Annotated in this window: 22 protein-coding genes; 12 read left to right on the forward strand and 10 right to left on the reverse strand. The window is 52.2% G+C overall.

Annotated elements, in window-relative coordinates; genetic code table 11:
* Positions 1-117 precede the first annotated feature (117 nt).
* From asnB to nagB, 5 genes are all read right to left on the reverse strand, one after another.
* Positions 118-1785 carry an asparagine synthase B gene (gene asnB, locus ACIP6T_RS01670; RefSeq protein ID WP_097094578.1) on the reverse strand — a complete coding sequence of 556 codons (1668 nt, stop codon included), beginning with the start codon at positions 1783-1785 and terminating at the stop codon, positions 118-120.
* Between the two features lie 315 nt (positions 1786-2100).
* The gene (locus tag ACIP6T_RS01675) at positions 2101-2853 is read right to left on the reverse strand and encodes an HAD-IIA family hydrolase (RefSeq protein ID WP_097094577.1); all 753 of its coding nucleotides are present in this window, start codon (positions 2851-2853) and stop codon (positions 2101-2103) included.
* 41 nt (positions 2854-2894) lie between these two features.
* Positions 2895-4115, reverse strand: a complete 1221-nt coding sequence (locus tag ACIP6T_RS01680; RefSeq protein ID WP_097094576.1) for an N-acetylglucosamine repressor — start codon at positions 4113-4115, stop codon at positions 2895-2897.
* A gap of 7 nt (positions 4116-4122) precedes the next feature.
* Positions 4123-5271, reverse strand: coding sequence for an N-acetylglucosamine-6-phosphate deacetylase (gene nagA, locus ACIP6T_RS01685; protein ID WP_400455043.1), 1149 nt, complete (start codon positions 5269-5271; stop codon positions 4123-4125).
* A gap of 61 nt (positions 5272-5332) precedes the next feature.
* The gene (gene nagB / locus ACIP6T_RS01690; RefSeq protein ID WP_097094574.1) at positions 5333-6133 is read right to left on the reverse strand and encodes a glucosamine-6-phosphate deaminase; all 801 of its coding nucleotides are present in this window, start codon (positions 6131-6133) and stop codon (positions 5333-5335) included.
* A gap of 343 nt (positions 6134-6476) precedes the next feature.
* Between nagB and nagE the strand changes: the two genes are divergently transcribed.
* The 3 genes from nagE (at position 6477) to ACIP6T_RS01705 (ending at position 10954) form a co-directional block, all read left to right on the forward strand.
* The gene (gene nagE, locus ACIP6T_RS01695) at positions 6477-8504 is read left to right on the forward strand and encodes an N-acetylglucosamine-specific PTS transporter subunit IIBC (protein ID WP_345829917.1); all 2028 of its coding nucleotides are present in this window, start codon (positions 6477-6479) and stop codon (positions 8502-8504) included.
* A gap of 151 nt (positions 8505-8655) precedes the next feature.
* A complete protein-coding gene (gene glnS, locus ACIP6T_RS01700) occupies positions 8656-10323 on the forward strand; it encodes a glutamine--tRNA ligase (RefSeq protein WP_345827082.1) in 1668 nt (555 codons plus the stop codon).
* Between the two features lie 235 nt (positions 10324-10558).
* Positions 10559-10954 (forward strand): hypothetical protein, encoded by a 396-nt coding sequence (locus ACIP6T_RS01705; RefSeq protein WP_097094572.1) that lies wholly within the window; start codon positions 10559-10561, stop codon positions 10952-10954.
* A gap of 60 nt (positions 10955-11014) precedes the next feature.
* On the opposite strand, the gene fur is transcribed toward ACIP6T_RS01705, so the two are convergent.
* The 4 genes from fur to ybfF all read right to left on the reverse strand — a co-directional run bounded on the left by fur (position 11015) and on the right by ybfF (position 13691).
* The gene (gene fur, locus ACIP6T_RS01710) at positions 11015-11464 is read right to left on the reverse strand and encodes a ferric iron uptake transcriptional regulator (protein WP_058962149.1); all 450 of its coding nucleotides are present in this window, start codon (positions 11462-11464) and stop codon (positions 11015-11017) included.
* Positions 11465-11818: 354 nt separating this feature from the next.
* A complete protein-coding gene (fldA, locus tag ACIP6T_RS01715; RefSeq protein WP_097094570.1) occupies positions 11819-12349 on the reverse strand; it encodes a flavodoxin FldA in 531 nt (176 codons plus the stop codon).
* Between the two features lie 136 nt (positions 12350-12485).
* Positions 12486-12761 carry a LexA regulated protein gene (ybfE, locus tag ACIP6T_RS01720; protein WP_007890670.1) on the reverse strand — a complete coding sequence of 92 codons (276 nt, stop codon included), beginning with the start codon at positions 12759-12761 and terminating at the stop codon, positions 12486-12488.
* A gap of 165 nt (positions 12762-12926) precedes the next feature.
* Positions 12927-13691, reverse strand: coding sequence for an esterase (gene ybfF, locus ACIP6T_RS01725; RefSeq protein WP_345827081.1), 765 nt, complete (start codon positions 13689-13691; stop codon positions 12927-12929).
* Between the two features lie 248 nt (positions 13692-13939).
* Between ybfF and seqA the strand changes: the two genes are divergently transcribed.
* The gene (gene seqA / locus ACIP6T_RS01730; protein WP_097094568.1) at positions 13940-14479 is read left to right on the forward strand and encodes a replication initiation negative regulator SeqA; all 540 of its coding nucleotides are present in this window, start codon (positions 13940-13942) and stop codon (positions 14477-14479) included.
* A 24-nt stretch (positions 14480-14503) separates the two neighbouring features.
* Positions 14504-16144, forward strand: a complete 1641-nt coding sequence (gene pgm, locus ACIP6T_RS01735) for a phosphoglucomutase (alpha-D-glucose-1,6-bisphosphate-dependent) (RefSeq protein WP_345827080.1) — start codon at positions 14504-14506, stop codon at positions 16142-16144.
* Between the two features lie 39 nt (positions 16145-16183).
* On the opposite strand, the gene kdpE is transcribed toward pgm, so the two are convergent.
* Positions 16184-16858 carry a two-component system response regulator KdpE gene (kdpE, locus tag ACIP6T_RS01740; RefSeq protein WP_097094566.1) on the reverse strand — a complete coding sequence of 225 codons (675 nt, stop codon included), beginning with the start codon at positions 16856-16858 and terminating at the stop codon, positions 16184-16186.
* 245 nt (positions 16859-17103) lie between these two features.
* Here kdpE and ACIP6T_RS01745 point away from each other — a divergent pair, with 245 nt between their 5' ends.
* The 7 genes from ACIP6T_RS01745 (at position 17104) to pxpA (ending at position 23139) form a co-directional block, all read left to right on the forward strand.
* Positions 17104-17304 (forward strand): YbfA family protein, encoded by a 201-nt coding sequence (locus tag ACIP6T_RS01745; protein ID WP_097094565.1) that lies wholly within the window; start codon positions 17104-17106, stop codon positions 17302-17304.
* Positions 17305-17455: 151 nt separating this feature from the next.
* Positions 17456-18412, forward strand: coding sequence for a 2-thiouracil desulfurase family protein (locus ACIP6T_RS01750; protein WP_097094564.1), 957 nt, complete (start codon positions 17456-17458; stop codon positions 18410-18412).
* A 12-nt stretch (positions 18413-18424) separates the two neighbouring features.
* Complete coding sequence (phrB, locus tag ACIP6T_RS01755) at positions 18425-19852, forward strand: deoxyribodipyrimidine photo-lyase (RefSeq protein WP_345827079.1); 1428 nt, start codon at positions 18425-18427, stop codon at positions 19850-19852.
* Positions 19853-19870: 18 nt separating this feature from the next.
* A complete protein-coding gene (locus tag ACIP6T_RS01760) occupies positions 19871-20614 on the forward strand; it encodes a type 2 GTP cyclohydrolase I (protein ID WP_400455051.1) in 744 nt (247 codons plus the stop codon).
* Between the two features lie 215 nt (positions 20615-20829).
* The gene (gene pxpB / locus ACIP6T_RS01765; protein ID WP_345827077.1) at positions 20830-21486 is read left to right on the forward strand and encodes a 5-oxoprolinase subunit PxpB; all 657 of its coding nucleotides are present in this window, start codon (positions 20830-20832) and stop codon (positions 21484-21486) included.
* A complete protein-coding gene (gene pxpC, locus ACIP6T_RS01770) occupies positions 21480-22412 on the forward strand; it encodes a 5-oxoprolinase subunit PxpC (protein ID WP_345827076.1) in 933 nt (310 codons plus the stop codon). The genes pxpB and pxpC overlap by 7 nt, the downstream gene beginning before the upstream one ends.
* Positions 22402-23139: a 5-oxoprolinase subunit PxpA gene (pxpA, locus tag ACIP6T_RS01775; protein ID WP_345827075.1), complete on the forward strand. Its 738-nt coding sequence runs from the start codon at positions 22402-22404 to the stop codon at positions 23137-23139. Before pxpC ends, pxpA begins: the two co-directional genes overlap by 11 nt.
* The last annotated feature ends 6 nt before the right edge of the window (positions 23140-23145 follow it).

Consider the following 23145-nt stretch of genomic DNA (forward strand, 5'->3'; position numbering starts at 1 on the left):
CCTGTTTGTCTGGCTTGTGACCAGGCTGGTGCTTTATTCGGCAATTTTCAATCATTGCAGGGTGAGTTGCACAAAAAAAGGGCTCGGTTGAGCCCTTTATCTTATTGAGTAAAAACCTTATTTATACGCAGACTGATGTACGCCAACAGCACGGCCTGATGGGTCATCCATCGATTTAAATGCTTCGTCCCACTCGATCGCTTTAGCTGAAGAACAGGCCACCGATGGACCGCCCGGCACACACTCTGCCGCGCTGGCAATTGGGAACAATTCTTCAAAGATTTCGCGATACAAATACGCTTCTTTCGAGTTTGGCGTGTTGTACGGGAAGCGGAAGTGGGCAGTAGACAACTGTTGGTCAGTAATTTGTTTCGCCGCCACTTCTTTCAGCGTATCGATCCAGCTGTAGCCAACGCCGTCGGAGAACTGCTCTTTCTGGCGCCACGCCACGCTTTCCGGCAGATAGGAAGAGAAGCATTCACGCAGGATGTGTTTTTCCATCTTGCCGTTGCTGCCGCACAGTTTATCTTCCGGGTTGATGCGCATCGCCACGTCGAGGAACTTTTTGTCCAGGAACGGTACACGTGCTTCCACGCCCCATGCGGACATCGCTTTGTTGGCACGCGCGCAGTCAAACATGTGCAGAGCCAGCAACTTACGCACGTTCTCTTCGTGGAATTCTTTTGCGTTTGGCGCTTTGTGGAAGTAAAGGTAGCCGCCGAATACTTCATCAGCGCCTTCGCCGGACAATACCATTTTGATGCCCATCGCTTTGATCTTACGCGACATTAAATACATCGGTGTTGAAGCGCGAATAGTGGTTACATCGTAGGTTTCGATGTGATAAATCACGTCACGAATTGCATCCAAACCTTCCTGAACGGTGAAATGGATTTCGTGGTGCACGGTACCCAGGTGTTCAGCGACCGATTTCGCGGCCTTCAGATCCGGAGATCCTTCCAAGCCCACGGCGAAGGAGTGCAGCTGTGGCCACCAGGCATCGCTCTTGTCGGCATCTTCTACACGTTTTGCGGCGAAGCGCTTGGTCACCGCTGAGATAATAGAGGAGTCGAGGCCGCCAGACAGCAGCACGCCATAGGGCACATCTGACATCAGGTGGCTTTTCACTGACTCTTCCAGCGCATGTTTCAGTTCTGCCGCGTCGGTTTTGTTGTGCTCAACGGCGGAATATTCCATCCAGTCACGCTGCCAGTAACGATGGATTTCACCATCGGCACTCGACATATAGCTTCCCGGCGGGAACTCTTTGATGCTGCGGCAAACTGGCACCAGCGCTTTCATTTCCGAAGCCACAAACAGGTTGCCATGTTCGTCGTTACCCATATACAGCGGGATAATGCCGATATGGTCGCGGCCGATCAGATACTGTTGCTTAACGCTGTCCCATAAAATGAAGGCGAACATACCTTGCAGTTCATCAAGGAAATCGACGCCTTTTTCCTGGTACAGCGCGAGGATCACTTCGCAGTCGGAACCGGTCTGGAATGCATAACGATCGCTCAGCTCCGCACGGAGCGCCTGATGGTTGTAGATCTCACCGTTAACAGCCAGTACGTGGGTGTGATCGGCGTTATACAGCGGCTGGGCGCCGTTGTTGACGTCAACAATTGATAGGCGCTCATGCACCAGAATGGCTTTGTCATCCGCATAAACACCTGACCAATCTGGGCCACGGTGACGCATCAAACGAGAAGATTCCAGCGCTTTCTTGCGCAGCTCAACAGGATCGCTTTTCAGATCCAGCACACCAAAAATTGAACACATAACTGACTCCTGATCTCACCTTGTGGTGACGTTATTTCTGTTTGTCCGGCAGCCTTGACTGCGTGATGTATAAGAAAATGCGCTAAGTGGTAGTGTTAACGCAAGTGAAAATGCGATTCTTTGATAAAAAGAATGTTGAGTTGTCGGTAATATTGAATTTTATTCAATTTAAAGGTGGTTATTTTAGATGTTGTCTAATCTATTTGTAGTGTTGCTCATCTTGTGAGCAGAAGATAAGTGACAGGGAGGTGGAGCCGTGTAATAAAAACAAAAGCCCTGCGGGTGCAGGGCTATAAGAGGACGTAATGGCTGGATTCAGAAAAGATCGATATCCGCGACTGACGGATAAATCCAATCCGGGCGGAATGGCATGGCATCAATGTCACTCAACGTTGAAACGCCGGACAGCACCAAAATGGTTTCCAGGCCGGCCTGGAAGCCAGCCAAAATGTCAGTACGCAGATTATCGCCAACAATCACCGTCTCTTCCGAATGTGCATGCATTTTGTTTAAAGCGGCGCGCATGATGTACGGGCTGGGTTTGCCCACATAAAACGGTTTGCGGCCAGAGATGGTTTCAATCCCGGCACATAGTGCACCGCAGGCAGGCACAAAGCCGCGCGCGTGCGTGTCAGGATTGGTGGCAATAAAGCGTGCGCCGTTGGCGACGAAAAAGGCGGCTTTATGCATCATATCCCAATTAAACGAGCGTGTTTCCCCTACGATGACGAAATCGGGATTGACGTCGGTGATGGTAAAACCGGCTTTATAGAGTTCGTGAATGAGCGCGCCTTCGCCAATCACGTAGGCTTTTTTCCCCTCCTGACGCTTGAGGAAGTCAGCCGTGGCCATCGCCGAGGTGTAAAACACCGAATCGGGCACTTCAACGCCTGCGTTGGCAAAGCGGTTAGCCAGATCCAGCGCCGTTTGCGACGGATAGTTGGTCAGCACGACCAGCGGCATCTCCTTCGCCAGAATACGCTGCAGAAACTCATTTGCGCCGGGAACGGCGGTATTGTCGTGCATCAACACGCCGTCGATGTCACAGATTACGCTTTTAATCGTCATAGATTGCATCCGGTCGGGCCTGCCAAAGGGCAGGCTGGTGATTACTCTTCCAGAAGATGTTGCAACAGAATGCCATTCAGCATAGCGCGTTTTGCCAGCGCAAAAGCGCCAATTGCTGAGCGATGATCGAGCTCAGAACGCACCACCGGAAGATTCTTACGGAAGGCATTGAGCGCTTGCGTATTAATGCAACCTTCAATAGCGGGGAACAGCACTTTATCGGCTTCGGTGATTTCACCGGCCAGTACCACTTTTTGTGGGTTGAACAGGTTAATGGCTATGGCAATTGCCTTGCCCAGATAGCGGCCAACATATTCAATCACTTCGCAAGCCAACGCATCGCCATGATTAGCTGCACGGCAAATTTGTGGCATCGAACAATCGTTCAGTGTGAGCGAGCTGGGATAGCCTTGATTAAGCAGGTGTCGCACCCGGTTTTCAATCGCGCCGTTAGCAGCAATGGTTTCCAGACAGCCAAAGTTGCCGCAGTGGCAGCGCTCGCCTAATGGATCAACCTGGATATGGCCAATCTCACCAACGTTACCATTACTGCCAAGAAAGATATGTCCGTTGGCGATAATGCCGGCGCCAGTACCCCGATGTAAACGCACCAGAATGGAGTCTGCGCAATCGCGACTTGCACCAAAGTAGTGCTCGGCAAGTGCCAGACTGCGGATATCATGACCAACAAAACTCGTGACGTTAAAGCGTTTCTTCAGGTTGGAGACCAGCGGCCAATGGCTTACCGCGATATGCGGCATGTAACGAATGATGCCGTTAATCGGATCGACCAATCCTGGGAGAATAACCGCGATGGCGATCAGCTCATGGATTTTACGCTGATGTGCTGCCATAAAAGCGCTGATGGCATTGAATAACGCATTTTCCAGCGTTTCCTGAGTGCGTTCTGGCAGGGGATAATCTTCCTGCGCCAATGACTTTCCGCTGAGATCAAATAACGTTAAGGTCGCGTCATTGCGCCCCAGGCGCACGCCGATAGTATGAAAATGACGGGTTTCGGTGATGATGGAGATTGCGCGGCGTCCACCGGTGGAGGCTTGTTGCTCCACCTCTTTGATGAGCCCGCGCTCAATGAGCTGACGAGTAATTTTGGTGACACTGGCGGGCGCAAGTTGACTGTGTTCGGCAATCTGAATGCGCGAAATGGGCCCTTGTTGATCTATTAACCGATAAACGGCTGCACTGTTGAGTTGTTTGACAAGATCGACATTTCCTATTTGAGACTGGCCGCCAGTGGTCATTCAATACTTACTCGCTGAGGACGTTGTCTCCATTGACTAACGTCTTAGTGATTTGATAATCGCGGGTAAAGACAGTCAGGTTAGCGACTTTTCCTGCTTCAACTGTACCTAACTGTTTCTCCACACCCATCGCCTGCGCCGGATAAAGCGTTGCCATACGCAGCGCTTCATCAAGAGCGATACCACAATGTTCCACGCTATTTTGTACTGCTTCAATCATGGTTAACGCAGAACCACTGAGCGTACCGTTTTCATCAACGCACAGACCATCACGATAGTATATTGTTTTGCCTGCAAAAATGAATTGATCAATCGAAGCGCCTGCTGGTGCCGTTGCATCGGTCACTAACACCAGCTTGTCGCCTTTGATGCGTTTTGCATTGCGCACATTAGCGTAATGGACATGTAAACCATCTGCAATGATGCCGCAGTATACATCAGGTGAATCAAACAGCGCACCGATCAGACCGGGTTCGCGCCCCGCAAACGTCGGCATCGCATTATAAAGATGCGTAGCAAAACTCACGCCTGCGCTAAAGCCCGTTTTGGCTTCTTCATAGGTGGCATTTGAATGGCCAGCAGAGACGATAATGCCTGCATCGCGCAGTTGACGGATCACCTCGCTACCTGCATTTTCAGGAGCCAATGTCACTTTAGTGATGACGTCGGCATTCGCACAGAGGAAATCCACCAGCGCGGTATCCGGCAGGCGAATCAGTTCAGGATTGTGCGTGCCTTTCTTGGCTTTATTCAACCACGGACCTTCAAGATGCAGGCCCAGCGCCTGATGCTGATGTTTTGCCAGGTAGGCGCGCATGGTTTCAATTGCGCGTTTCATCAGCGCATCGGTACTGGTAATTAACGTTGGTAAATAACTGGTGCAGCCCGATTTTTCATTGGCACGCTGCATGATCTCTAACGTCTCAACGCTGAGTGCATTGATATCATCGTTAAACTGCACACCGCCGCAGCCGTTAAGCTGCAGATCAATAAAACCAGGAGCGATACACGCACCAGCCACATCCTGCTGTGCAATTGACGCGTCCAGGGCAGCGCGTGGGCACACGCGCTCAATCAGGCCATTCGCAATCACGACCGCATGATTGTCCAGAATCTCATGACCAGTAAAAATCCGGCCGTTTACTAATGCGTACATCGTTTATCTCTCCCGGCTAGGCCTGCCGCTTATCAGCAGCAGGTTTTAATACAATGTGTTCTCACACACCTTTCATGTTTTCCGCTTCCATTTCGCGGAAATATTTCACGGTTTTTACTTTAAGTTCCATGGTGGCTGGTTCGTCACAGACCACGACAGATTTGGCATGCAGCTGAAGGCAGCTGATGGTCCACATATGATTAACGTTACCTTCAACAGCGGCCTGCAGAGCCTGTGCCTTCAGATGACCCGTAACCAGAATCATCACTTCTTCAGCATCCAGTAATGTGCCAACACCCACGGTCAGCGCATATTTTGGCACTTGATCCACATCACCGTTAAAGAAACGAGAGTTTGCGATGCGCGTGTCGTGCGTCAGGGTTTTGATGCGAGTACGGGATGAAAGGGAAGAGGCCGGTTCATTGAAAGCGATATGACCATCGTTACCTACGCCGCCCATAAACAGGTTAATTTTACCGTAGGAGCGGATCTTCTCTTCGTATTGGCGACATTCTGCGTCAATATCTTCCGCATTGCCATTGAGCAGATTGATATTTTGCTCTTGAATATCAACATGATCGAAAAAGTTGCGGTACATAAAGCTGTGATAGCTTTCTGGATGCTCTTTGGGCAGACCTACGTATTCATCCATATTGAAGGTCACAACATGTTTGAAACTGACCTGGCCCGCTTTGTGCATGTCAATCAGGTGCTTGTAGGCTTCCAGCGGCGTTCCACCGGTGGGTAAGCCCAACACGAAAGGACGTTCTGCGCTAGGCTTAAACGCATTAATGCGGTTAACAATATGGCGTGCAGCCCATTTACCCACTTGGGTCGGTGTGGCCAAAGGGATCAGTCTCATGTCTTCACCTCAGTTAAGATTGGAAATGTGGAGTTGCCTTTTCGCTGACAGTTACCTGTCCTTAAGCGTAATGCGTTTAAGCGTAGCCATCCGGGAAAAGTGCGCCTCGATATTTTTCATCATAAAATAAGTTTGTGGTGCTGGCTAGCATTTCGCGTGATCAAACCACCAATTTGGTGATTAAAGTCACAGTTGTAACGGTTTTAATTTGCGAGGCGAATTAATTTATCTTTACACTGCGCATCGTGGTGAAAAGTGTCATCAAGGTACCGGGCGACGGGATAATAAAATCAACCTGCGCTACGGCAAAACGCCAGTCTCATAGGGGGAGAATAAGGTGAGTATTCTAGGATATCTGCAAAAGGTCGGCCGCGCGCTTATGGTGCCGGTAGCGACTTTGCCGGCAGCGGCAATCTTGATGGGCGTTGGGTATTGGATTGATCCAGACAGCTGGGGCGCAGGTAATGCGCTGGCGGCACTGCTGATTAAATCCGGCTCAGCTATCATCGACAATATGTCAGTGCTGTTTGCCATTGGTGTGGCATACGGTATGTCTAAAGATAAAGACGGTGCAGCAGCATTAACGGGCTTTGTAGGTTTCCTGGTGGTAACCACACTCTGCTCGCCGGCTGCGGTAGCAATGATTCAGAAAATGCCGGTGGAGCAGGTTCCTGCCGCCTTCGGTAAAATTAATAACCAGTTTGTCGGTATCCTTGTGGGTATCCTCTCTGCTGAAGTCTATAACCGCTTCAGTCACGTTGAGCTGCCAAAAGCGCTGTCGTTCTTTAGCGGCCGCCGTCTGGTTCCAATCCTGGTCTCATTCCTGATGATCGTGGTTGCGTTCATCCTGATGTATATCTGGCCGCTCATTTTCGGTGGACTGGTGAGCTTTGGTGAACACATTCAGAAAATGGGGTCAGTGGGTGCGGGTATCTACGCCTTCTTTAACCGTCTGCTGATTCCTGTTGGCCTACATCACGCACTGAACTCTGTATTCTGGTTCGACGTTGCAGGTATTAACGATATTCCTAAGTTCCTCGGCGGCGCGCAGTCTATCGCTGAAGGTACCGGTATTCCGGGTATTACCGGTCGTTATCAGGCGGGCTTCTTCCCAATCATGATGTTTGGTCTTCCTGGTGCTGCGCTGGCAATTTATCACTGCTCACGCCCTGAAAACCGCGCCAAAGTCGGCGGGATCATGCTGGCAGCGGCATTTGCAGCCTTCTTTACCGGTATTACCGAACCGCTGGAGTTCTCCTTCATGTTCGTGGCACCGGTACTGTATGTGATTCACGCAGTACTGACCGGCATCTCGGTATTCATCGCCGCAAGCATGCATTGGATTGCCGGTTTCGGCTTCAGTGCGGGTCTGGTTGATATGGTGCTGTCAACGCGCAACCCGCTGGCCGTACATTGGTGGATGCTGATTCCGCAGGGCCTGGTATTCTTCGTTATCTACTATGCAGTGTTCCGTTTCACTATCCAGAAATTCAACTTGTTAACACCGGGCCGTGAACTTTCAGCCGGCGATGAAACCGATGGTTATGACGTTAATGTCGATACCACTGGCAACGGTGAAAGCCAAACTGAGTCTCTGGCGCGTCGTTATATTGCAGCGGTAGGTGGCTCTGAAAACCTCACCAACATTGATGCCTGCATTACCCGTCTGCGTCTGAATGTGAAAGATTCCGCTCAGGTGAATGAGGGCGTCGCTAAACGTCTGGGTGCATCTGGCGTGATTCGCCTGAACAAGCAGAGCGTACAGGTTATCGTTGGTACTCAAGCTGAAAGCATTGCTACGGCAATGAAAACAGTATTGAGCAAAGGCCCGGTTGCCGCATCGGTGGTGACATCAGCTGCAGCACCTGCTCCAGTGGCAAAACCACAGGCAGTGTTGAACTCTGAGAAGGCGGTAATCGCCACGCTGCTGGCGCCGGTAACAGGCGACATCGTTGCGTTGGAAAATGTGCCGGATGAAGCCTTTGCGAGCAAAGCGGTCGGCGATGGCCTGGCAATCAAGCCAACGGACAAAACTGTCGTTGCGCCAACCGCCGGTACCGTGGTGAAAATCTTCAATACCAACCATGCGTTCTGCCTTGAAGCGGAAAACGGCGTTGAGATTGTGGTGCACATGGGGCTGGATACGGTAGCGCTGGAAGGTAAAGGCTTTACGCGTCTGGTAGAAGAGGGGGCAACGGTAACTGCAGGTCAGCCAATCCTGGAAATGGATCTGGATTTCCTCAACGCCAATGCACGCTCGATGATCAGTCCGGTCGTTGTAAGCAATAGCGATGATTTTGCCGGTCTGAATATCCTTGCAACAGGTTCAGTGGTTGCAGGTCAGACCCCGCTGTATGAGGTTAAAGGCTAAGTCCTTGTGATTGGTCAGAAGGCAGGAAGCAATTCCTGCCTTTTTTGTTTTAAAACGACCAACAAACGGTTGTTTCCCGCCTGCGCTTTGTGGATCATACTCCGTTACTTCGTGGTACAAATCACCCGCTATAGTTTTTGAGGATTTTGAGATGAGTGAGGCTGAAGCCCGCCCAACGAACTTTATTCGTCAGATCATCGACGAAGATTTGGCGAGCGGTAAGCACAATAGTGTGCATACCCGTTTCCCGCCTGAGCCCAATGGTTATCTGCATATTGGCCATGCGAAATCAATCTGCCTGAACTTTGGTATTGCGCAAGACTACCAAGGCCAGTGCAATCTGCGTTTCGACGACACCAACCCAGTGAAAGAAGATCTGGAGTTTGTCGAATCCATCAAGCATGACGTGCAATGGCTGGGCTTTGAGTGGAGCGGCAACATTCGTTACTCCTCAGATTACTTCGACCAACTCTTTAACTACGCCGTTGAGCTGATCAATAAAGGTCTGGCCTATGTCGATGAATTATCGGCAGATGAGATCCGTGAATACCGCGGTTCGCTGACTGCACCAGGCAAAAACAGCCCTTATCGCGATCGCAGCGTGGAAGAGAACTTAGCGCTGTTCCAGAAGATGCGCGACGGTGGTTTTGAAGAGGGTAAAGCCTGCCTGCGTGCCAAAATTGATATGGCCTCTAGCTTCATTGTGATGCGCGATCCTGTGCTGTATCGCATTAAGTTTGCCGATCACCATCAGACTGGCAGCAAGTGGTGCATCTATCCAATGTACGACTTCACGCACTGCATTTCGGACGCCATTGAAGGCATTACGCATTCACTCTGCACACTTGAATTCCAGGATAACCGACGCCTGTACGATTGGGTGCTGGATAACATCACCATTCCTGTGCATCCGCGCCAGTACGAGTTCTCCCGTCTGAATCTGGAATACGCGGTGATGTCGAAGCGTAAACTGACGCAGTTGGTGAGCGAGAAGGTTGTGGAAGGTTGGGACGATCCGCGTATGTTGACCGTTTCTGGTCTGCGTCGTCGTGGCTACAGCGCCGCATCAATCCGCGAATTCTGCCGTCGTATCGGTGTGACTAAGCAGGATAATATCGTCGAGATGGCATCACTGGAGTCGTGCATTCGTGACGATCTCAATGAAAACGCGCCGCGTGCGATGGCAGTTATGGATCCACTGAAAGTGGTAATTGAGAACCTGCCAGCTGGGCATGAAGAGATCATCAGCATGCCGAATCATCCGAACAAACCGGAGATGGGCACGCGTGAAGTACCGTTCAGCCGCGAAGTGTGGATTGATCGCGCAGACTTCCGTGAAGAAGCCAACAAGCAATACAAACGTTTGGTGCTGGGCAAAGAAGTACGTCTGCGTAACGCTTACGTGATTCGTGCTGAACGCGTGGCGAAGGATGATGAAGGTAATATCACCTGCATCTACTGCACATGTGATGTAGATACGTTAAGCAAAGATCCTGCTGATGGTCGTAAAGTGAAAGGCGTTATTCACTGGGTGTCTGCGATTCACGCGCTACCGGCGGAATTCCGTCTGTACGATCGTCTGTTCAGTGTGCCAAATCCGGGAGCGGCAGAGGATTTCCTCACCACCATCAACCCGAACTCGCTGGAAACTAAACAGGGCTTCGTTGAGCCAGGCTTGCGTGCTGCTGAGCCAATGGCGCCATATCAGTTTGAGCGCGAAGGCTATTTCTGTGCTGACAGCGTCTATTCGCAGCCGTCCAAATTGGTGTTTAACCGCACCGTAGGTTTGCGTGACACCTGGGCAAAAATCGGCGAATAATCTTTTTTGCTGATAGTACGATAAGATCATGAAAGGGCGAGCAATCGCCCTTTTTTATTGTCTGCATTTGGCAATGGGTAATCAATTATTCTGCATGCCAGTTAATAGGTTTCTTTTGTCGTTTACGACTATTCTGACTTTAGAAAAATTAATCCATTTGGCCGTGTGAAAAACTTTTTTTCAGGTAGGCTATGCGCTCTTAGACGTTGCTTCGCGGGTTACCAAAGGAAAAAAAATGACAAGTCTCGCTCTGGAAGCCAAGCACAGTGTGGTTGTTTTACATCAACTTATCGAACGTATTTTCAATCAGGTCGAAGGCAGTGATGACAGCATCGACCTGTTTTTGTCGCACTTTCATCCCGAATTTAAAATGGTGACACCGCAAGGTAAACAGTTGGATCTTAATGAGATGGAAGCGCTGTTTCGCCAGTTAAATGGTCAACGCGAAGGTATGCGGATTGCGACCAGCGAGCACGCCATCATCTCGCAGCAAAGTGAGGAAGTGACGATTCAGTATCGTGAATTACAAATGATGAATGGCATCAATCAGAGCCGTATTTCACTGGCGGTTCTTGATTGCAGCACCAGCATTCCACGCTGGCGTTACCTGCAAGAAACCCTCATTGCCTGAATTCAGGTATAAAAAAACCGGCTCAAGCGCCGGTTTTTTTATACTGCATAGCACACTTAATTACTTATCGTGGAGCGTCTCGTCTTCGCGGCAGTCTCCCAGAGCACAGTGACCGTACAAGTACAGACTGTGGTTGCTGAGTTTGATACCGTGGCGAGTGGCAATTTCACGCTGGCGCGTTTCGATTGATTCATCGCTGAATTCGATAACCTTGCCACAATCCAGGCAGATCAGGTGATCGTGATGGTGCTGCTGGGTCAGTTCGAATACGGATTTACCGCCTTCGAAGTTATGACGGGTTACGATGCCCGCGTCGTCAAACTGGTTAAGAACGCGATATACCGTGGCCAGACCAATCTCTTCGCCCATATCAATCAGGCGTTTATACAAATCTTCCGCACTGACGTGATGGGACTCGGGTCCGGGTCCCTGAAGCACTTCCAGAATTTTCAGTCTGGGGAGCGTGACTTTCAGGCCAGCCTTCTTCAATGCGGAGTTGTTGTCAGTCATGCGGATATTGTCCTGTTACTTTGCTAGTCACTTGCGGCGCAGGGGCCTTGAATGTTTAGGTCAACGCGCATTCTCATTTGCGTCTCATTATAGAACTCAAGCAGTGAAATGAAAACCAAGGCAACGTCCTTAATCAATAAAGAGGGTAAGGATAATGTCACTAACGTCTTCAAGACCGGTAAGTTTTGGATTCCATTTCACTCAGCCTCATTCTACAGCCAGAGGAATAAGCGGATGACCATTGCGGGTATTCTACAGATTTGCGGGGAAAAGTTAAAAAACCGTAGCTATTATTTTTATAGGAAATTCCGTTACCCGATGTGAGATAGCGCCCACATCGGGCAGAGAAGGGGATTAGGCTTCAATAATCTCTTTCAGCTGCAGCTCATCGAAGATCTGTTTCACCCATTTCTCAACGCGTTCATTGGTCAGTTCGGGTTGACGATCTTCGTCAATCGCCAGACCGAGGAAGTGTTTATCATCGGCCAAACCTTTAGATGCTTCAAAATGGTAGCCTTCGGTAGGCCAGTGGCCGACGATAACGGCACCATTTGGCTCGATGATGTCGCGAATGGTACCCATCGCGTCGCAGAAGTATTCGGCGTAATCCTCCTGATCGCCACAGCCAAACAGTGCTACCAGCTTGCCATTGAAATCAATCTCTTCCAGCGTTGGGAAGAAATCATCCCAGTCACACTGCGCTTCACCATAATACCATGTCGGGATGCCCAGCAGCAGGATGTCGAATGCATCGAGATCTTCTTTGGTGCTCTTAGCAATGTCATGCACTTCGGCGACATCTTTACCCAGTTGTTTCTGGATCATTTTTGCAATGTTTTCAGTGTTGCCGGTATCGCTGCCGAAGAAAATGCCTACGATTGCCATGGGTTAGGTAACCTCTTAAATCCTGATTGTGAAAGTAAGTCAGTTGACTGCACAGTTATGCGAATAATAGCAGACCGGTAAAAAGTGCGGAACTTGTAAAGCCGTGACTTTTGTTCCAGCGTGCGGTTTGGGCACGCTACGACAGTTTGAGCTGTGCTAGCAGCATTTGTTCAATCAATTCGCTGCGACTGATGTTTTGCTGATCGGCCAGCGTACTGAGCGCGTCAACCGCCTCGCTGGACATTTTCAGCTCAACACGACGCAACCCACGCACTTTATCGCGCTTGAGCTGATTACGTTTATTGATGCGTAGCTGTTCATCACGCGTCAACGGGCTAGTTTTCGGGCGACCAGGACGCCGCTCGTCTGCGAAGAGATCAAGCGTGGTGCGGTCTGTCTGTTCTTTTGCCATGGTTTGTAAAACTGAGTGGGCGCGAACGGCGGAAAGGCGCTGCGCGATTAAAACATTATCGGCCCGACCACGGTAAAAATATCCGTGGCAAATTTTTAGCGCGACATCATACTCCAGCGCCTTCTCTGACGCCAACCCTAAAGCACGCGCGGCAAGCTTTTGCTTTTACAGATTAAAAAACCGCCGAACCGCGCGCAAAACCGCATCAGGTTTCTCGGCATGCACCCAATGTCCGGCCCCGCTGATAACGTGCGCATGTGCCTGAGGGAATTGACGCAGCAGCGCATCGCGATGCTGATTATCCAGATAAGGCGAGTCACCGCCGCGAATAAACAGCGCCGGATGCGGCCAGGCAGGCACCTCTTCCCAACCGGAAATGGTGGTGTAATTATCCCACAGCACCGGCACGTTAAAGCGCCATTCACCTTCGACGAATGACTTGAGGATGAACTGAATCACGCCGTCCTCATTAATATGCTGACGCATCACCTCTGCCGCTTCACTACGACGTGTGACGCCAGCGGTAGTAACGGCTCGGATGGCGGCAAAAATTTCGTCATGGCGGCGCGTTTGATAATCAACGGGCGCGATATCGATCATCACCATTTTCTCAATGCGTTCAGGCGCAATAGCGCTCAGCGCCATAGCAACTTTTCCTCCCATCGAATGACCGATAACGCCAGCGCGATCAATGTTGTGCGCATCCAGCGTTTCAACAATATCCTGTGCCATAACGTGATAATTCATCACGTCGCTGCGTGCGGACAAACCATGGTTACGAACATCAACCTGCAGCGTTGGGCGGGCATCACGTACGCCACGCGCCAGCACGCCAAGGTTATCGAGGCTGCCAAAAAGACCATGAATTAACAGAATCGGTATGGCAGCGGGAGCAGATTGTTCAGTTTGCAGACGAGCGTTCAAAATCATGGCTAAAGTTCTTACGGTTGTGACCTTGGCTTAGGTTATCATGGATTCACCTGTCCAGCAGTCAGGCCGGTGGGCATTAGGGCATATTCCGACTTTTGCCCGTAAACGTTGCCAACGCTATCGGCTGCCACGGATTTAACTTTATAATCCTTATGTTAGAACCCGCTCACATTTTGCACGACTGGATTTTGCTAAGGCCGTTGCACTACTGCGTGGTTCTGTCATTTGCCAGAATCGTACGGAAAAAGATGAAAACGATTGAAGTTGACGAAGAACTCTACCGTTATATTGCCAGCCACACGCAGCACATTGGTGAAAGCGCCTCCGACATTTTGCGCCGCATGTTGAAGTTTACCGCCGGCCAGAGCGCACCGGCTGCGCCTGCCGTTGGTACGTCAGGGAAAGATGCACAGCCAGCCAGCCGCGAAGCGCGTCCTCAGGATCGTGTCCGCGCCGTGCGTGAACTGCTGCTTTCCGACGAATATGCCGAGCAAAATAAGGCGGTTAACCGCTTCATGCTGGTACTGTCAACGCTCTATCGTCTTGATCCGGCTGCGTTTGCTGAAGCTACAGCTTCGCTTCAGGGCCGTACCCGCGTCTATTTCGCGGGGGACGAGCACACGCTGCTGCAAAATGGCACCCATACCAAGCCGAAGCATGTTCCCGGCACGCCGTACTGGGTGATCACGAATACCAATACAGGTCGCAAATGCAGCATGGTGGAACACATCATGTTGGCTATGCAGTTCCCACAGGAACTGACAGAGAAAGTTCGCGGCACCATTTAACTGAAGCGTCAGGGAGAAGCGCCAATGGCCAATCACCCCCGTGCCGGGCAGCCTGCCCAGCAGAGCGATTTGATTAACGTTGCACAATTAACCTCGCAGTATTACGTCCTGAAGCCCGACGTGGCGAATCCGGATCATGCGGTGAAATTTGGCACTTCAGGCCACCGCGGTAGCGCGGGACGCCATAGCTTCAACGAACCGCACATTTTGGCGATTGCCCAGGCGATTGCTGAAGAGCGCAAAAAGAATGGCATCACCGGGCCGTGCTACGTCGGTAAAGATACGCACGCGCTGTCTGAGCCGGCGATTTTGTCAGTGCTGGAAGTGCTGGCAGCCAACGGCGTTGATGTGATCGTGCAGCAGGATAACGGCTATACGCCGACGCCTGCGATCTCTAACGCCATTCTTGAGCACAACAAACGCGGTGGCGCGCAGGCGGACGGCATCGTTATCACGCCTTCGCACAACCCACCGGAAGATGGCGGTATCAAATACAATCCGCCAAACGGTGGACCGGCAGATACCAACGTCACCAAAGTGGTGGAAGACCGTGCTAACCAACTGATTAAAGGCGAGCTGAAGGACGTTAAACGTCTGCCGCTGGATCAGGCGTGGGCAAGCGGTCACATCGTCGAGCAGGATCTGATCCAGCCATATGTTGAAGGTTTGGCGCAGGTGATCGATTTCGCGGCCATCCAGAAAGCGGGCCTGAAAATCGGCGTCGATCCATTAGGCGGCTCGGGTATTGCATACTGGCAGCGCATTGCTGAGCACTACAAACTCGATCTGACCATCGTCAACGATGCGATTGATCAAACTTTCCGCTTCATGCATCTGGATAAAGATGGCGTGGTGCGTATGGACTGTTCGTCCGAATGCGCGATGGCCGGTTTGCTGGCCTACAAAGACAAATTCGATTTGGCCTTTGGTAACGACCCCGATTACGACCGCCACGGCATTGTCACGCCAGCCGGTCTGATGAACCCGAACCACTATCTGGCGGTAGCGATCAACTACCTGTTCCAGCATCGTCCACAGTGGGGCAAAGAGGTTGCCGTGGGTAAAACGCTGGTTTCCAGCGCGATGATCGACCGTGTAGTCAACGACATTGGCCGTAAGCTGGTGGAAGTGCCGGTTGGCTTCAAATGGTTCGTTGATGGCCTGTTCGATGGCAGCTTCGGTTTCGGCGGTGAAGAGAGCGCAGGTGCTTCCTTCCTGCGTTTTGACGGCTCAGCCTGGTCAACCGACAAAGATGGCATCATTCTGTGCCTGCTGGCCGCAGAAATCACGGCAGTAACCGGTAAGAACCCGCAGCAGCATTATGATGAACTGGCTGCGCGCTTTGGTGCGCCAAGCTACAACCGTCTGCAGGCACCCGCAACCTCAGCTCAGAAAGCAGCGCTGTCTAAGCTCTCGCCTGAAATGGTAAGCGCGGATACGCTAGCGGGTGATCCAATCACTGCACGCTTGACTGCTGCACCGGGTAACGGCGCGTCAATCGGTGGTCTGAAAGTGATGACGGAAAACGGCTGGTTTGCCGCACGTCCGTCAGGCACGGAAGACGCCTACAAAATCTACTGCGAAAGTTTCCTGGGTGCTGAGCATCGTCAGCAGATCGAGAAAGAAGCGGTTGAGATTGTTAGCGAAGTATTGAAGAACGCCTGATTGAGCTTTGCAGAAAAAGGCCGCTTAGCGGCCTTTTTTTTATGGCATAAATCGGTAACCAATGCCGGTTTCGGTGAGTAAATGGCTGGGCTGCGTGGGATTGGTTTCCAGCTTCTGACGCAAATGTCCCATGTAGATGCGCAGGTAGTGGCTATGCTCCACGGCGTTTGGCCCCCAAACCTGATTAAGCAATTGACGTTGTGTCAGCACTTTTCCGGCATTATTCAGCAACAAGCTAAGCAGGCGAAACTCGATGGGCGTTAGATGTACTTCCAGCTCATTGCGCAATACGCGCCGCGCGGCCAAATCAACACTTACCTCGCCAAATTTCACCACCGGCTCTGGCTGGCTGCTTTGATGACGTCGCAGCGCCACGCGCACGCGCGCCAGTAATTCGCCAATGCCAAACGGCTTGGTTAAATAATCATCAGCTCCCGCATCCAGCGCATCAATCTTATCTTGCTCGTCGCTGCGGGCCGAAAGGACAATAACCGGCATGCTGCTCCACTGGCGCACTTCACGAATAAAGTCGTTGCCATCGCCATCGGGCAACCCGAGATCAAGAATAACCAGATCGGGCTTACGCGTTGCCGCTTCAATCAGGCCCCGCTGAAGCTGTTCCGCTTCCACAATCTTTAGGCCTTCGCTCTCCAGCGCCAGGCGCACGAAACGGCGAATTTCTTTTTCATCTTCCACTATCAAGATGGTCGTCACGCTGCCTCCAGCGGCAAAAAAGTTAACGCATCACTTTACCAATAAAGCGGCCCGGCGTCCGTCATGATGTTTTTAACTCATTTGATTCTAAATTTTCACAATTATGTAACTAACTTTCACCCCTAGGGAAATTGACCGAAAAAAGATCAAATAAAGTGGTCGGATGAGTAGTAAAATTACACAATCAGGCGTAATATCTGCGTTAGATCACATTTCAACGCAATATTTACCACGAGGGGGCAAAGATGTATCAGGCATATCCACTCTATAAAATCATGCTACGCCGTGTGCTGGTGGTATCAATCGGTTTGCTGGCGCTACCCGTTATGCTGTTCCGTCAGGATCGGGCGCGCTTTTACAGTTATCTGCACCGCATGTGGTGTAAAACCAGCACCAAGCCTGTTTGGCTAGCCCAGACGGAAGCCGCGGCAGGTATTCACTGGTAAGCGGTTTGTACACTCAATAACCCGACGACTTCGCCTGAAGCGTCGGGTTTTTTTTATCGTAAATTTTCACCTCTCCTTATCTCTGACGCTGTTATCCCATCTCATTTCAGCTACACTTAAACCTCTACAAGATTTACGAGGTTGTACAAGTATGAGCGAGAAAATTCCTGTTGGTATCAGCGCTTGCCTGCTCGGGGATAACGTCCGATTTGATGGCGGCCATAAACGCTTTGCCTTCGCCACAGATGAACTCGTGCCATTTGTGCGCTTTGAGCCAGTATGTCCTGAAATGGCAATTGGCTTGCCTACGCCACGTCCGGCATTACGGTTGGTAAAAGAGGGCGACGACAACATTCATCTTTGTTTCAGTAAAGATGGCGGAGAAGAAGTCACCGCTGAAATGCAGCGCTGGTCCGCTGAGCGTGTGAAGTCTTTGCATCATCTTTGCGGCTATATTCTTTGCGCCAAATCGCCAAGTTGCGGGCTGGAGCGCGTGCGGGTTTATGAGCCTGAAACCAATAACAACCGTAAGGCTGGTACCGGTATGTTTACTGCTTTCTTGCAAAAAGAGATGCCGTGGCTACCTTTGGAAGAGGATGGTCGCCTGCACGACGATGCCATCCGAGAAAACTTCATCGGACGCGTTTATGCGCTGCATGAATTTAACCAGATGTGGCGCAGTGGCCTTTCGCGCCACAAGTTGATGGCATTTCACAGCCGCTACAAATTACTGCTGCTTTCGCATGCGCAGGATGAGTACCGTGAAATGGGGCGTTTTGTGGCGGCCATGGATCAGTGGGATTCGCTGGAAGATTACGCCTTCGAGTATCGCAATCGCCTGATGCATCTGATGTCCCACCAGGCATCGCGCCGCAATCACACCAACGTGCTGATGCACGTGCAAGGCTATTTCCGTCCGCAGCTGAGTTCGCCGCAGCGTCAGGAGTTGGCGCAGTTGATCGATCGTTATCGTCTCGGCGTGCAGCCGTTGCTAGCACCAATCACCATGTTGAAACACTACATGGCGGAATATCCGCATCCGTGGCTGGCTCAGCAACGTTACTTTGATCCCTATCCAGAAGCGCTACGTTTGCGCTACGGGCAATAATTTCGGGGTTTTATGACCACCCACTTAGTTTGGTTGCGTAACGATCTGCGCATTAACGATAACAGCGCGCTAGCTGCTGCCTGCCGCGACGGCGATGCCAGAGTAGTGGCGCTGTTTATCGCTACTCCGAAGCAATGGCAACAGCATCACATGGCGCCGAAGCAAGCGGAGTTTATCCATAAAAATCTCTGTTTGTTGCAAGCGTCATTGGCTGAGCGCGGCATCCCTTTGCATTACCATCAGTGTGATGACTTTGCTGCCTCGGTTAAGTATTTGGCTCAATTTTGTCAGCAGCAGCAAGTTGATGCGCTCTATTACAACTACCAGTATGAAATTAACGAACGCGAACGCGATGCGCTTGCTGAAAAACGGCTTGATGCGCAGGGTGTGATTTGTCAGGGTTTTGACGACAGTTTGCTATTGCCGCCGGGAAGTGTACAAACCGGTAACGGCTCCATGTTCAAAGTGTTCACCCCGTTCAGCAAAGCCTTTGTACGCCGCCTGCATCAAGGCCTGCCGGAATGCTATCATGCGCCGAAAGCGCGATCGGGTGCGCCTATCAGTATCGAAAAGAAGATTCCTGCCTTTAACTACCCCTGTGAAGCCTTTGATGAAAGCGGGTTTCCGGCGGGAGAAGAGGCGGCGTTAAACCAGCTGCGCCATTTCGCCAAACAGGCGGTGCAACATTATCCCGAACGACGTGATCTTCCGGCCATCGATGGTACCAGCCGTTTATCGGCTTATCTGGCGATTGGCGTGCTGTCGCCGCGTCAGTGTCTACATCGCGTACTTAAAGAGCATCCTGATGCGCTCAACGAAGGCAAGGCGTTTACCTGGTTAAATGAGTTGATCTGGCGTGAGTTTTACCGCCATTTGATGGTGGCCTTTCCAGCGCTGTGCAAGCATCAGCCTTTTGTTGACTGGACGCGCAACGTAGGTTGGCAAAACAACCAAGCGCATTTAACGGCGTGGCAGCAGGGAAAAACCGGCTATCCCATCGTAGATGCAGCGATGCGCCAGCTCAACACGCTCGGCTGGATGCACAATCGCCTGCGCATGATTACCGCCAGTTTTCTGGTGAAGGATCTGCTGATTGACTGGCGTGAAGGTGAACGTTACTTCATGCAGCAACTGATCGATGGTGATCTGGCGGCCAATAACGGCGGCTGGCAATGGGCGGCGTCAACCGGAACCGATGCCGCGCCTTATTTCCGCATTTTCAATCCCACAACCCAAGGCGAGCGCTTCGATAAACAGGGCGACTTTATTCGCCAGTGGCTGCCAGAGCTGAGCGCGGTGCCAGACAGTGATATCCACCAGCCGCAGCTTTGGGCGCAGAAAAACCATAAGAAACTCGATTATCCCGCGCCAATCGTGGAACATAAGGACGCACGTAAAAAGACACTAGACGCCTTTGAGCGCGCTCGCAGCGCGGCTTGAAGCGATCAGGGAGCCGTAATGAACAATGTTGAATTAGAACAAATCGTCAACCAGCAGCTTAACACTAGCGCCTTCAGCGATTACGCACCGAACGGTTTGCAGGTTGAAGGACGCGCCGAAGTAAAAACCCTCATCACCGGCGTTACCGCTTGTCAGGCGTTACTGGATGAAGCGGTGAAGCGTAATGCTGATGCGGTACTGGTGCATCACGGTTACTTCTGGAAGAGTGAAGCACCGGTGATTAAAGGCATGAAGCGCCAGCGCTTGCGAACGCTGCTGGCCAATGATATCAACCTGTACGGCTGGCATCTGCCACTGGATGCGCATCCCGAGTTGGGCAACAACGCGCAGCTGGCGCGTCTGTTTGATATTGAAGTTAAAGGCGACATTCAGCCGCTGGTGCCGTGGGGCGAATTGGCTGTACCGCTGAGCGGTGCGGCACTGGCGGAAAAGATTGCCCAGCGTTTAGGCCGTACACCGCTGCACTGCGGCGATAATGCGCCAGCGCTAATTAAACGCGTTGCCTGGTGCAGCGGCGGCGGTCAGGGCTTTATCGATAGCGCGGCGGCATTCGGCGTCGATGCTTTCATCACTGGCGAAGTTTCTGAACAAACCATCCACAGCGCACGTGAGCAAGGATTACACTTCTTTGCTGCCGGACATCACGCGACCGAGCGTGGCGGAATCAAGGCGCTGGGCGAGTGGTTAGCCGCACACCATGGTCTCGATGTGACCTTCATCGACATCGATAATCCTGCCTGATTCTTCTTTTCTCACGCCCTTAACACGCGTTAAGGGCGCAAATCTGTTGACACAACTCTGTCACTTTCGCATAACTTATTGCCTTTACGCATAAACGCGTACCCGGTCGCCATCATGGTACCCCTATAACTAAAGGGGGAAGGTTGTGCAGGGCGCGCATTAATGCGCACCTTAATCATCTGTTTTTTTGAGATATTTTTACCAGGAGGTCGTTTTTGCAACGAGCACGTTGTTATCTGCTAGGTGAACGCGCGGTGGTGCTGGAGCTGGAACCTCCTGTTTCCCTCACCAGCCAGCAGCGCATCTGGGGATTGTGTCAGCGACTGCAGCACAATGAGCAGGTGGAAGAAGTCATTCCCGGCATGAATAACCTGACGTTGCTGCTGCGCGATCCGCAACAAAATGCGCTTGATGCCATTGAACGCTTGCAGCAATGGTGGGAGGAGAGCGAAGCGCAGCTGCCAGAATCGCGCCGGGTAGAAATCCCGGTGGTGTACGGCGGCGCGGGTGGCCCGGATTTGCCGCTGGTGGCGGATCGCGCCAGCATGACGCCCAAACAAGTGGTGGAACTCCATAGCAGCATTGATTACGTGGTTTATTTCATCGGCTTCCAGCCTGGTTTTCCTTATCTCGGTGGACTGGATGAGCGTTTACATACGCCGCGCCGCGCCGAGCCGCGTGTGGTTGTGCCGAGTGGCTCCGTGGGCATTGGTGGCAGCCAAACCGGTATTTATCCGTTGGCTGCACCTGGCGGCTGGCAGTTGATTGGTCATACGCCGCTCAGCCTATTTGATCCCTTGCAGCAGCCGCCAACGTTGTTACGTCCCGGCGATAGCGTGCGCTTTGTGCCGCAGCAGGAGGGCGTATGTTAAGAATTCTTCGCGCGGGCATGATGACCTCGCTGCAGGATCAGGGGCGCACCGGTTTTCGGCAATATGGCATTAGCGTAGGTGGCGCACTGGATCAACCGGCGATGCGCACGGCCAATATGCTGGTGGGCAATCCGCAGCAGAGTGCGGTGCTGGAAATCGTGCTTGGCCAATTCAAAGCGCAGTTTACTCGCGATGGCTGGTTTGCCCTGACGGGGGCTGGCTGTAATGCCGATCTGGATGGCAAACCGGTCTGGACCGGCTGGCGACTGCCGGTGAAAAAAGGTCAGGTGCTGTCGCTGGCAACGCCCACACGCGGCATGCGCAGCTATCTGGCGGTAAACGGTGGCTTTGCCGCGCCGGAAATGCTCGGTTCGGTCAGTACCGATCTCAAGGCGGCCTTTGGCGGCTGGCAGGGACGAAAATTACAAGACGGAGACGAATTGCCTTTAGGTAAACCCACGCGTGACTTTAAAGACAAAGCCGGCGTGCGCCAACTGCTGTGGGGCAATCGCATTCGCGCGCTGGCGGGCCCGGAATACAGCGAGTTCAGCCGTGAAGCGCAGCAGGGTTTTTGGCGCAGCCCGTGGAAGCTTAGCCCACAAAGCAACCGCATGGGCTATCGCCTGCAGGGGCGCGAGCTGAAGCGCGATGCGACACGCGATTTGCTGTCACACGGATTGGTGCCAGGCGTGGTACAGGTCCCGCCCAACGGTCAACCGATCGTATTGATGGCAGACGCGCAGACCACCGGCGGCTATCCGCGTATTGCCTGCATCATCGAAGCCGACCTCTATCATCTGGCGCAAATTCGCCTTGGGGAACCTATCCACTTTATTCATTGCACGCTGGAAGACGCCATCAGCGCGAAGCAGCATCAACAACGTTCGTTCGACCAAATAGCCTGGGGGCTGGGACATGAAGATTGATCTTAACGCCGATCTTGGCGAGGGCAGTGCCAGCGATCGGGAGCTGCTGACGTTGGTCAGTTCAGCCAATATCGCCTGCGGCTTCCACGCCGGCGATGCACAAACCATGCTGCAATCGGTGCGTTGGGCGAAAGCCTCAGGCGTGGCGATTGGCGCACACCCGAGTTTCCCCGACCGTGAAAACTTTGGCCGTACCGCGATGCAGCTGCCGCCAGAAACCGTATATGCACAGCTGATTTACCAGATTGGTGCACTGAAAAGTATTGCCGAAAGCGAAGGCGAGCGTCTGGTACACGTTAAGCCACACGGCATGCTGTACAACCAAGCGGCGAGCGACCCGCAGCTGGCGGATGCTATTGCGCGTGCGGTAAAAGCGGTAGATGACGGATTGATCCTGGTTGGGCTGGCGGGCAGCGCATCTATTGCGGCGGCTGCCCACCATGGTTTGCGCACCCGCGAAGAGGTGTTTGCTGACCGAGGCTATCTGGCGAGCGGGGCGCTGGTACCCCGCAGTCAGCCCAATGCCATGATTGAGGATGCTGACCAGGCGCTGGCACAAACGCTGGCGATGGTGCAGCAGCGCCAGGTGCAAAGCATCAGCGGCGAATGGGTGAGCGTGAATGCCGAAACTGTCTGTCTACATGGCGATGGTGCACACGCACTGCAATTTGCCCGCACCTTGCGCGCGGCATTTGCGACAAATCAGATTGCGGTGACGAGCGCATAACGATTT

This window comes from Pantoea sp. NPDC088449 (assembly GCF_044753225.1).
GTDB lineage: Bacteria > Pseudomonadota > Gammaproteobacteria > Enterobacterales > Enterobacteriaceae > Pantoea > Pantoea floridensis.

Bases quoted from the DNA above. Each gene is read 5' to 3' on its own strand.
- phrB (WP_345827079.1), top strand. From the start codon at position 18,425: ATGACCACCCACTTAGTTTGGTTGCGTAACGATCTGCGCATTAACGAT.
- ACIP6T_RS01705 (WP_097094572.1), top strand. From the start codon at position 10,559: ATGACAAGTCTCGCTCTGGAAGCCAAGCACAGTGTGGTTGTTTTACAT.
- fur (WP_058962149.1), bottom strand. From the start codon at position 11,464: ATGACTGACAACAACTCCGCATTGAAGAAGGCTGGCCTGAAAGTCACG.
- pxpC (WP_345827076.1), top strand. From the start codon at position 21,480: ATGTTAAGAATTCTTCGCGCGGGCATGATGACCTCGCTGCAGGATCAG.
- ACIP6T_RS01680 (WP_097094576.1), bottom strand. From the start codon at position 4,115: ATGACCACTGGCGGCCAGTCTCAAATAGGAAATGTCGATCTTGTCAAA.
- glnS (WP_345827082.1), top strand. From the start codon at position 8,656: ATGAGTGAGGCTGAAGCCCGCCCAACGAACTTTATTCGTCAGATCATC.
- pxpA (WP_345827075.1), top strand. From the start codon at position 22,402: ATGAAGATTGATCTTAACGCCGATCTTGGCGAGGGCAGTGCCAGCGAT.
- fldA (WP_097094570.1), bottom strand. From the start codon at position 12,349: ATGGCAATCGTAGGCATTTTCTTCGGCAGCGATACCGGCAACACTGAA.
- pgm (WP_345827080.1), top strand. From the start codon at position 14,504: ATGGCCAATCACCCCCGTGCCGGGCAGCCTGCCCAGCAGAGCGATTTG.
- ACIP6T_RS01750 (WP_097094564.1), top strand. From the start codon at position 17,456: ATGAGCGAGAAAATTCCTGTTGGTATCAGCGCTTGCCTGCTCGGGGAT.
- nagA (WP_400455043.1), bottom strand. From the start codon at position 5,271: ATGTACGCATTAGTAAACGGCCGGATTTTTACTGGTCATGAGATTCTG.
- nagB (WP_097094574.1), bottom strand. From the start codon at position 6,133: ATGAGACTGATCCCTTTGGCCACACCGACCCAAGTGGGTAAATGGGCT.
- ACIP6T_RS01675 (WP_097094577.1), bottom strand. From the start codon at position 2,853: ATGACGATTAAAAGCGTAATCTGTGACATCGACGGCGTGTTGATGCAC.
- seqA (WP_097094568.1), top strand. From the start codon at position 13,940: ATGAAAACGATTGAAGTTGACGAAGAACTCTACCGTTATATTGCCAGC.
- ybfE (WP_007890670.1), bottom strand. From the start codon at position 12,761: ATGGCAAAAGAACAGACAGACCGCACCACGCTTGATCTCTTCGCAGAC.
- asnB (WP_097094578.1), bottom strand. From the start codon at position 1,785: ATGTGTTCAATTTTTGGTGTGCTGGATCTGAAAAGCGATCCTGTTGAG.
- ACIP6T_RS01745 (WP_097094565.1), top strand. From the start codon at position 17,104: ATGTATCAGGCATATCCACTCTATAAAATCATGCTACGCCGTGTGCTG.
- ybfF (WP_345827081.1), bottom strand. From the start codon at position 13,691: ATGATTTTGAACGCTCGTCTGCAAACTGAACAATCTGCTCCCGCTGCC.
- ACIP6T_RS01760 (WP_400455051.1), top strand. From the start codon at position 19,871: ATGAACAATGTTGAATTAGAACAAATCGTCAACCAGCAGCTTAACACT.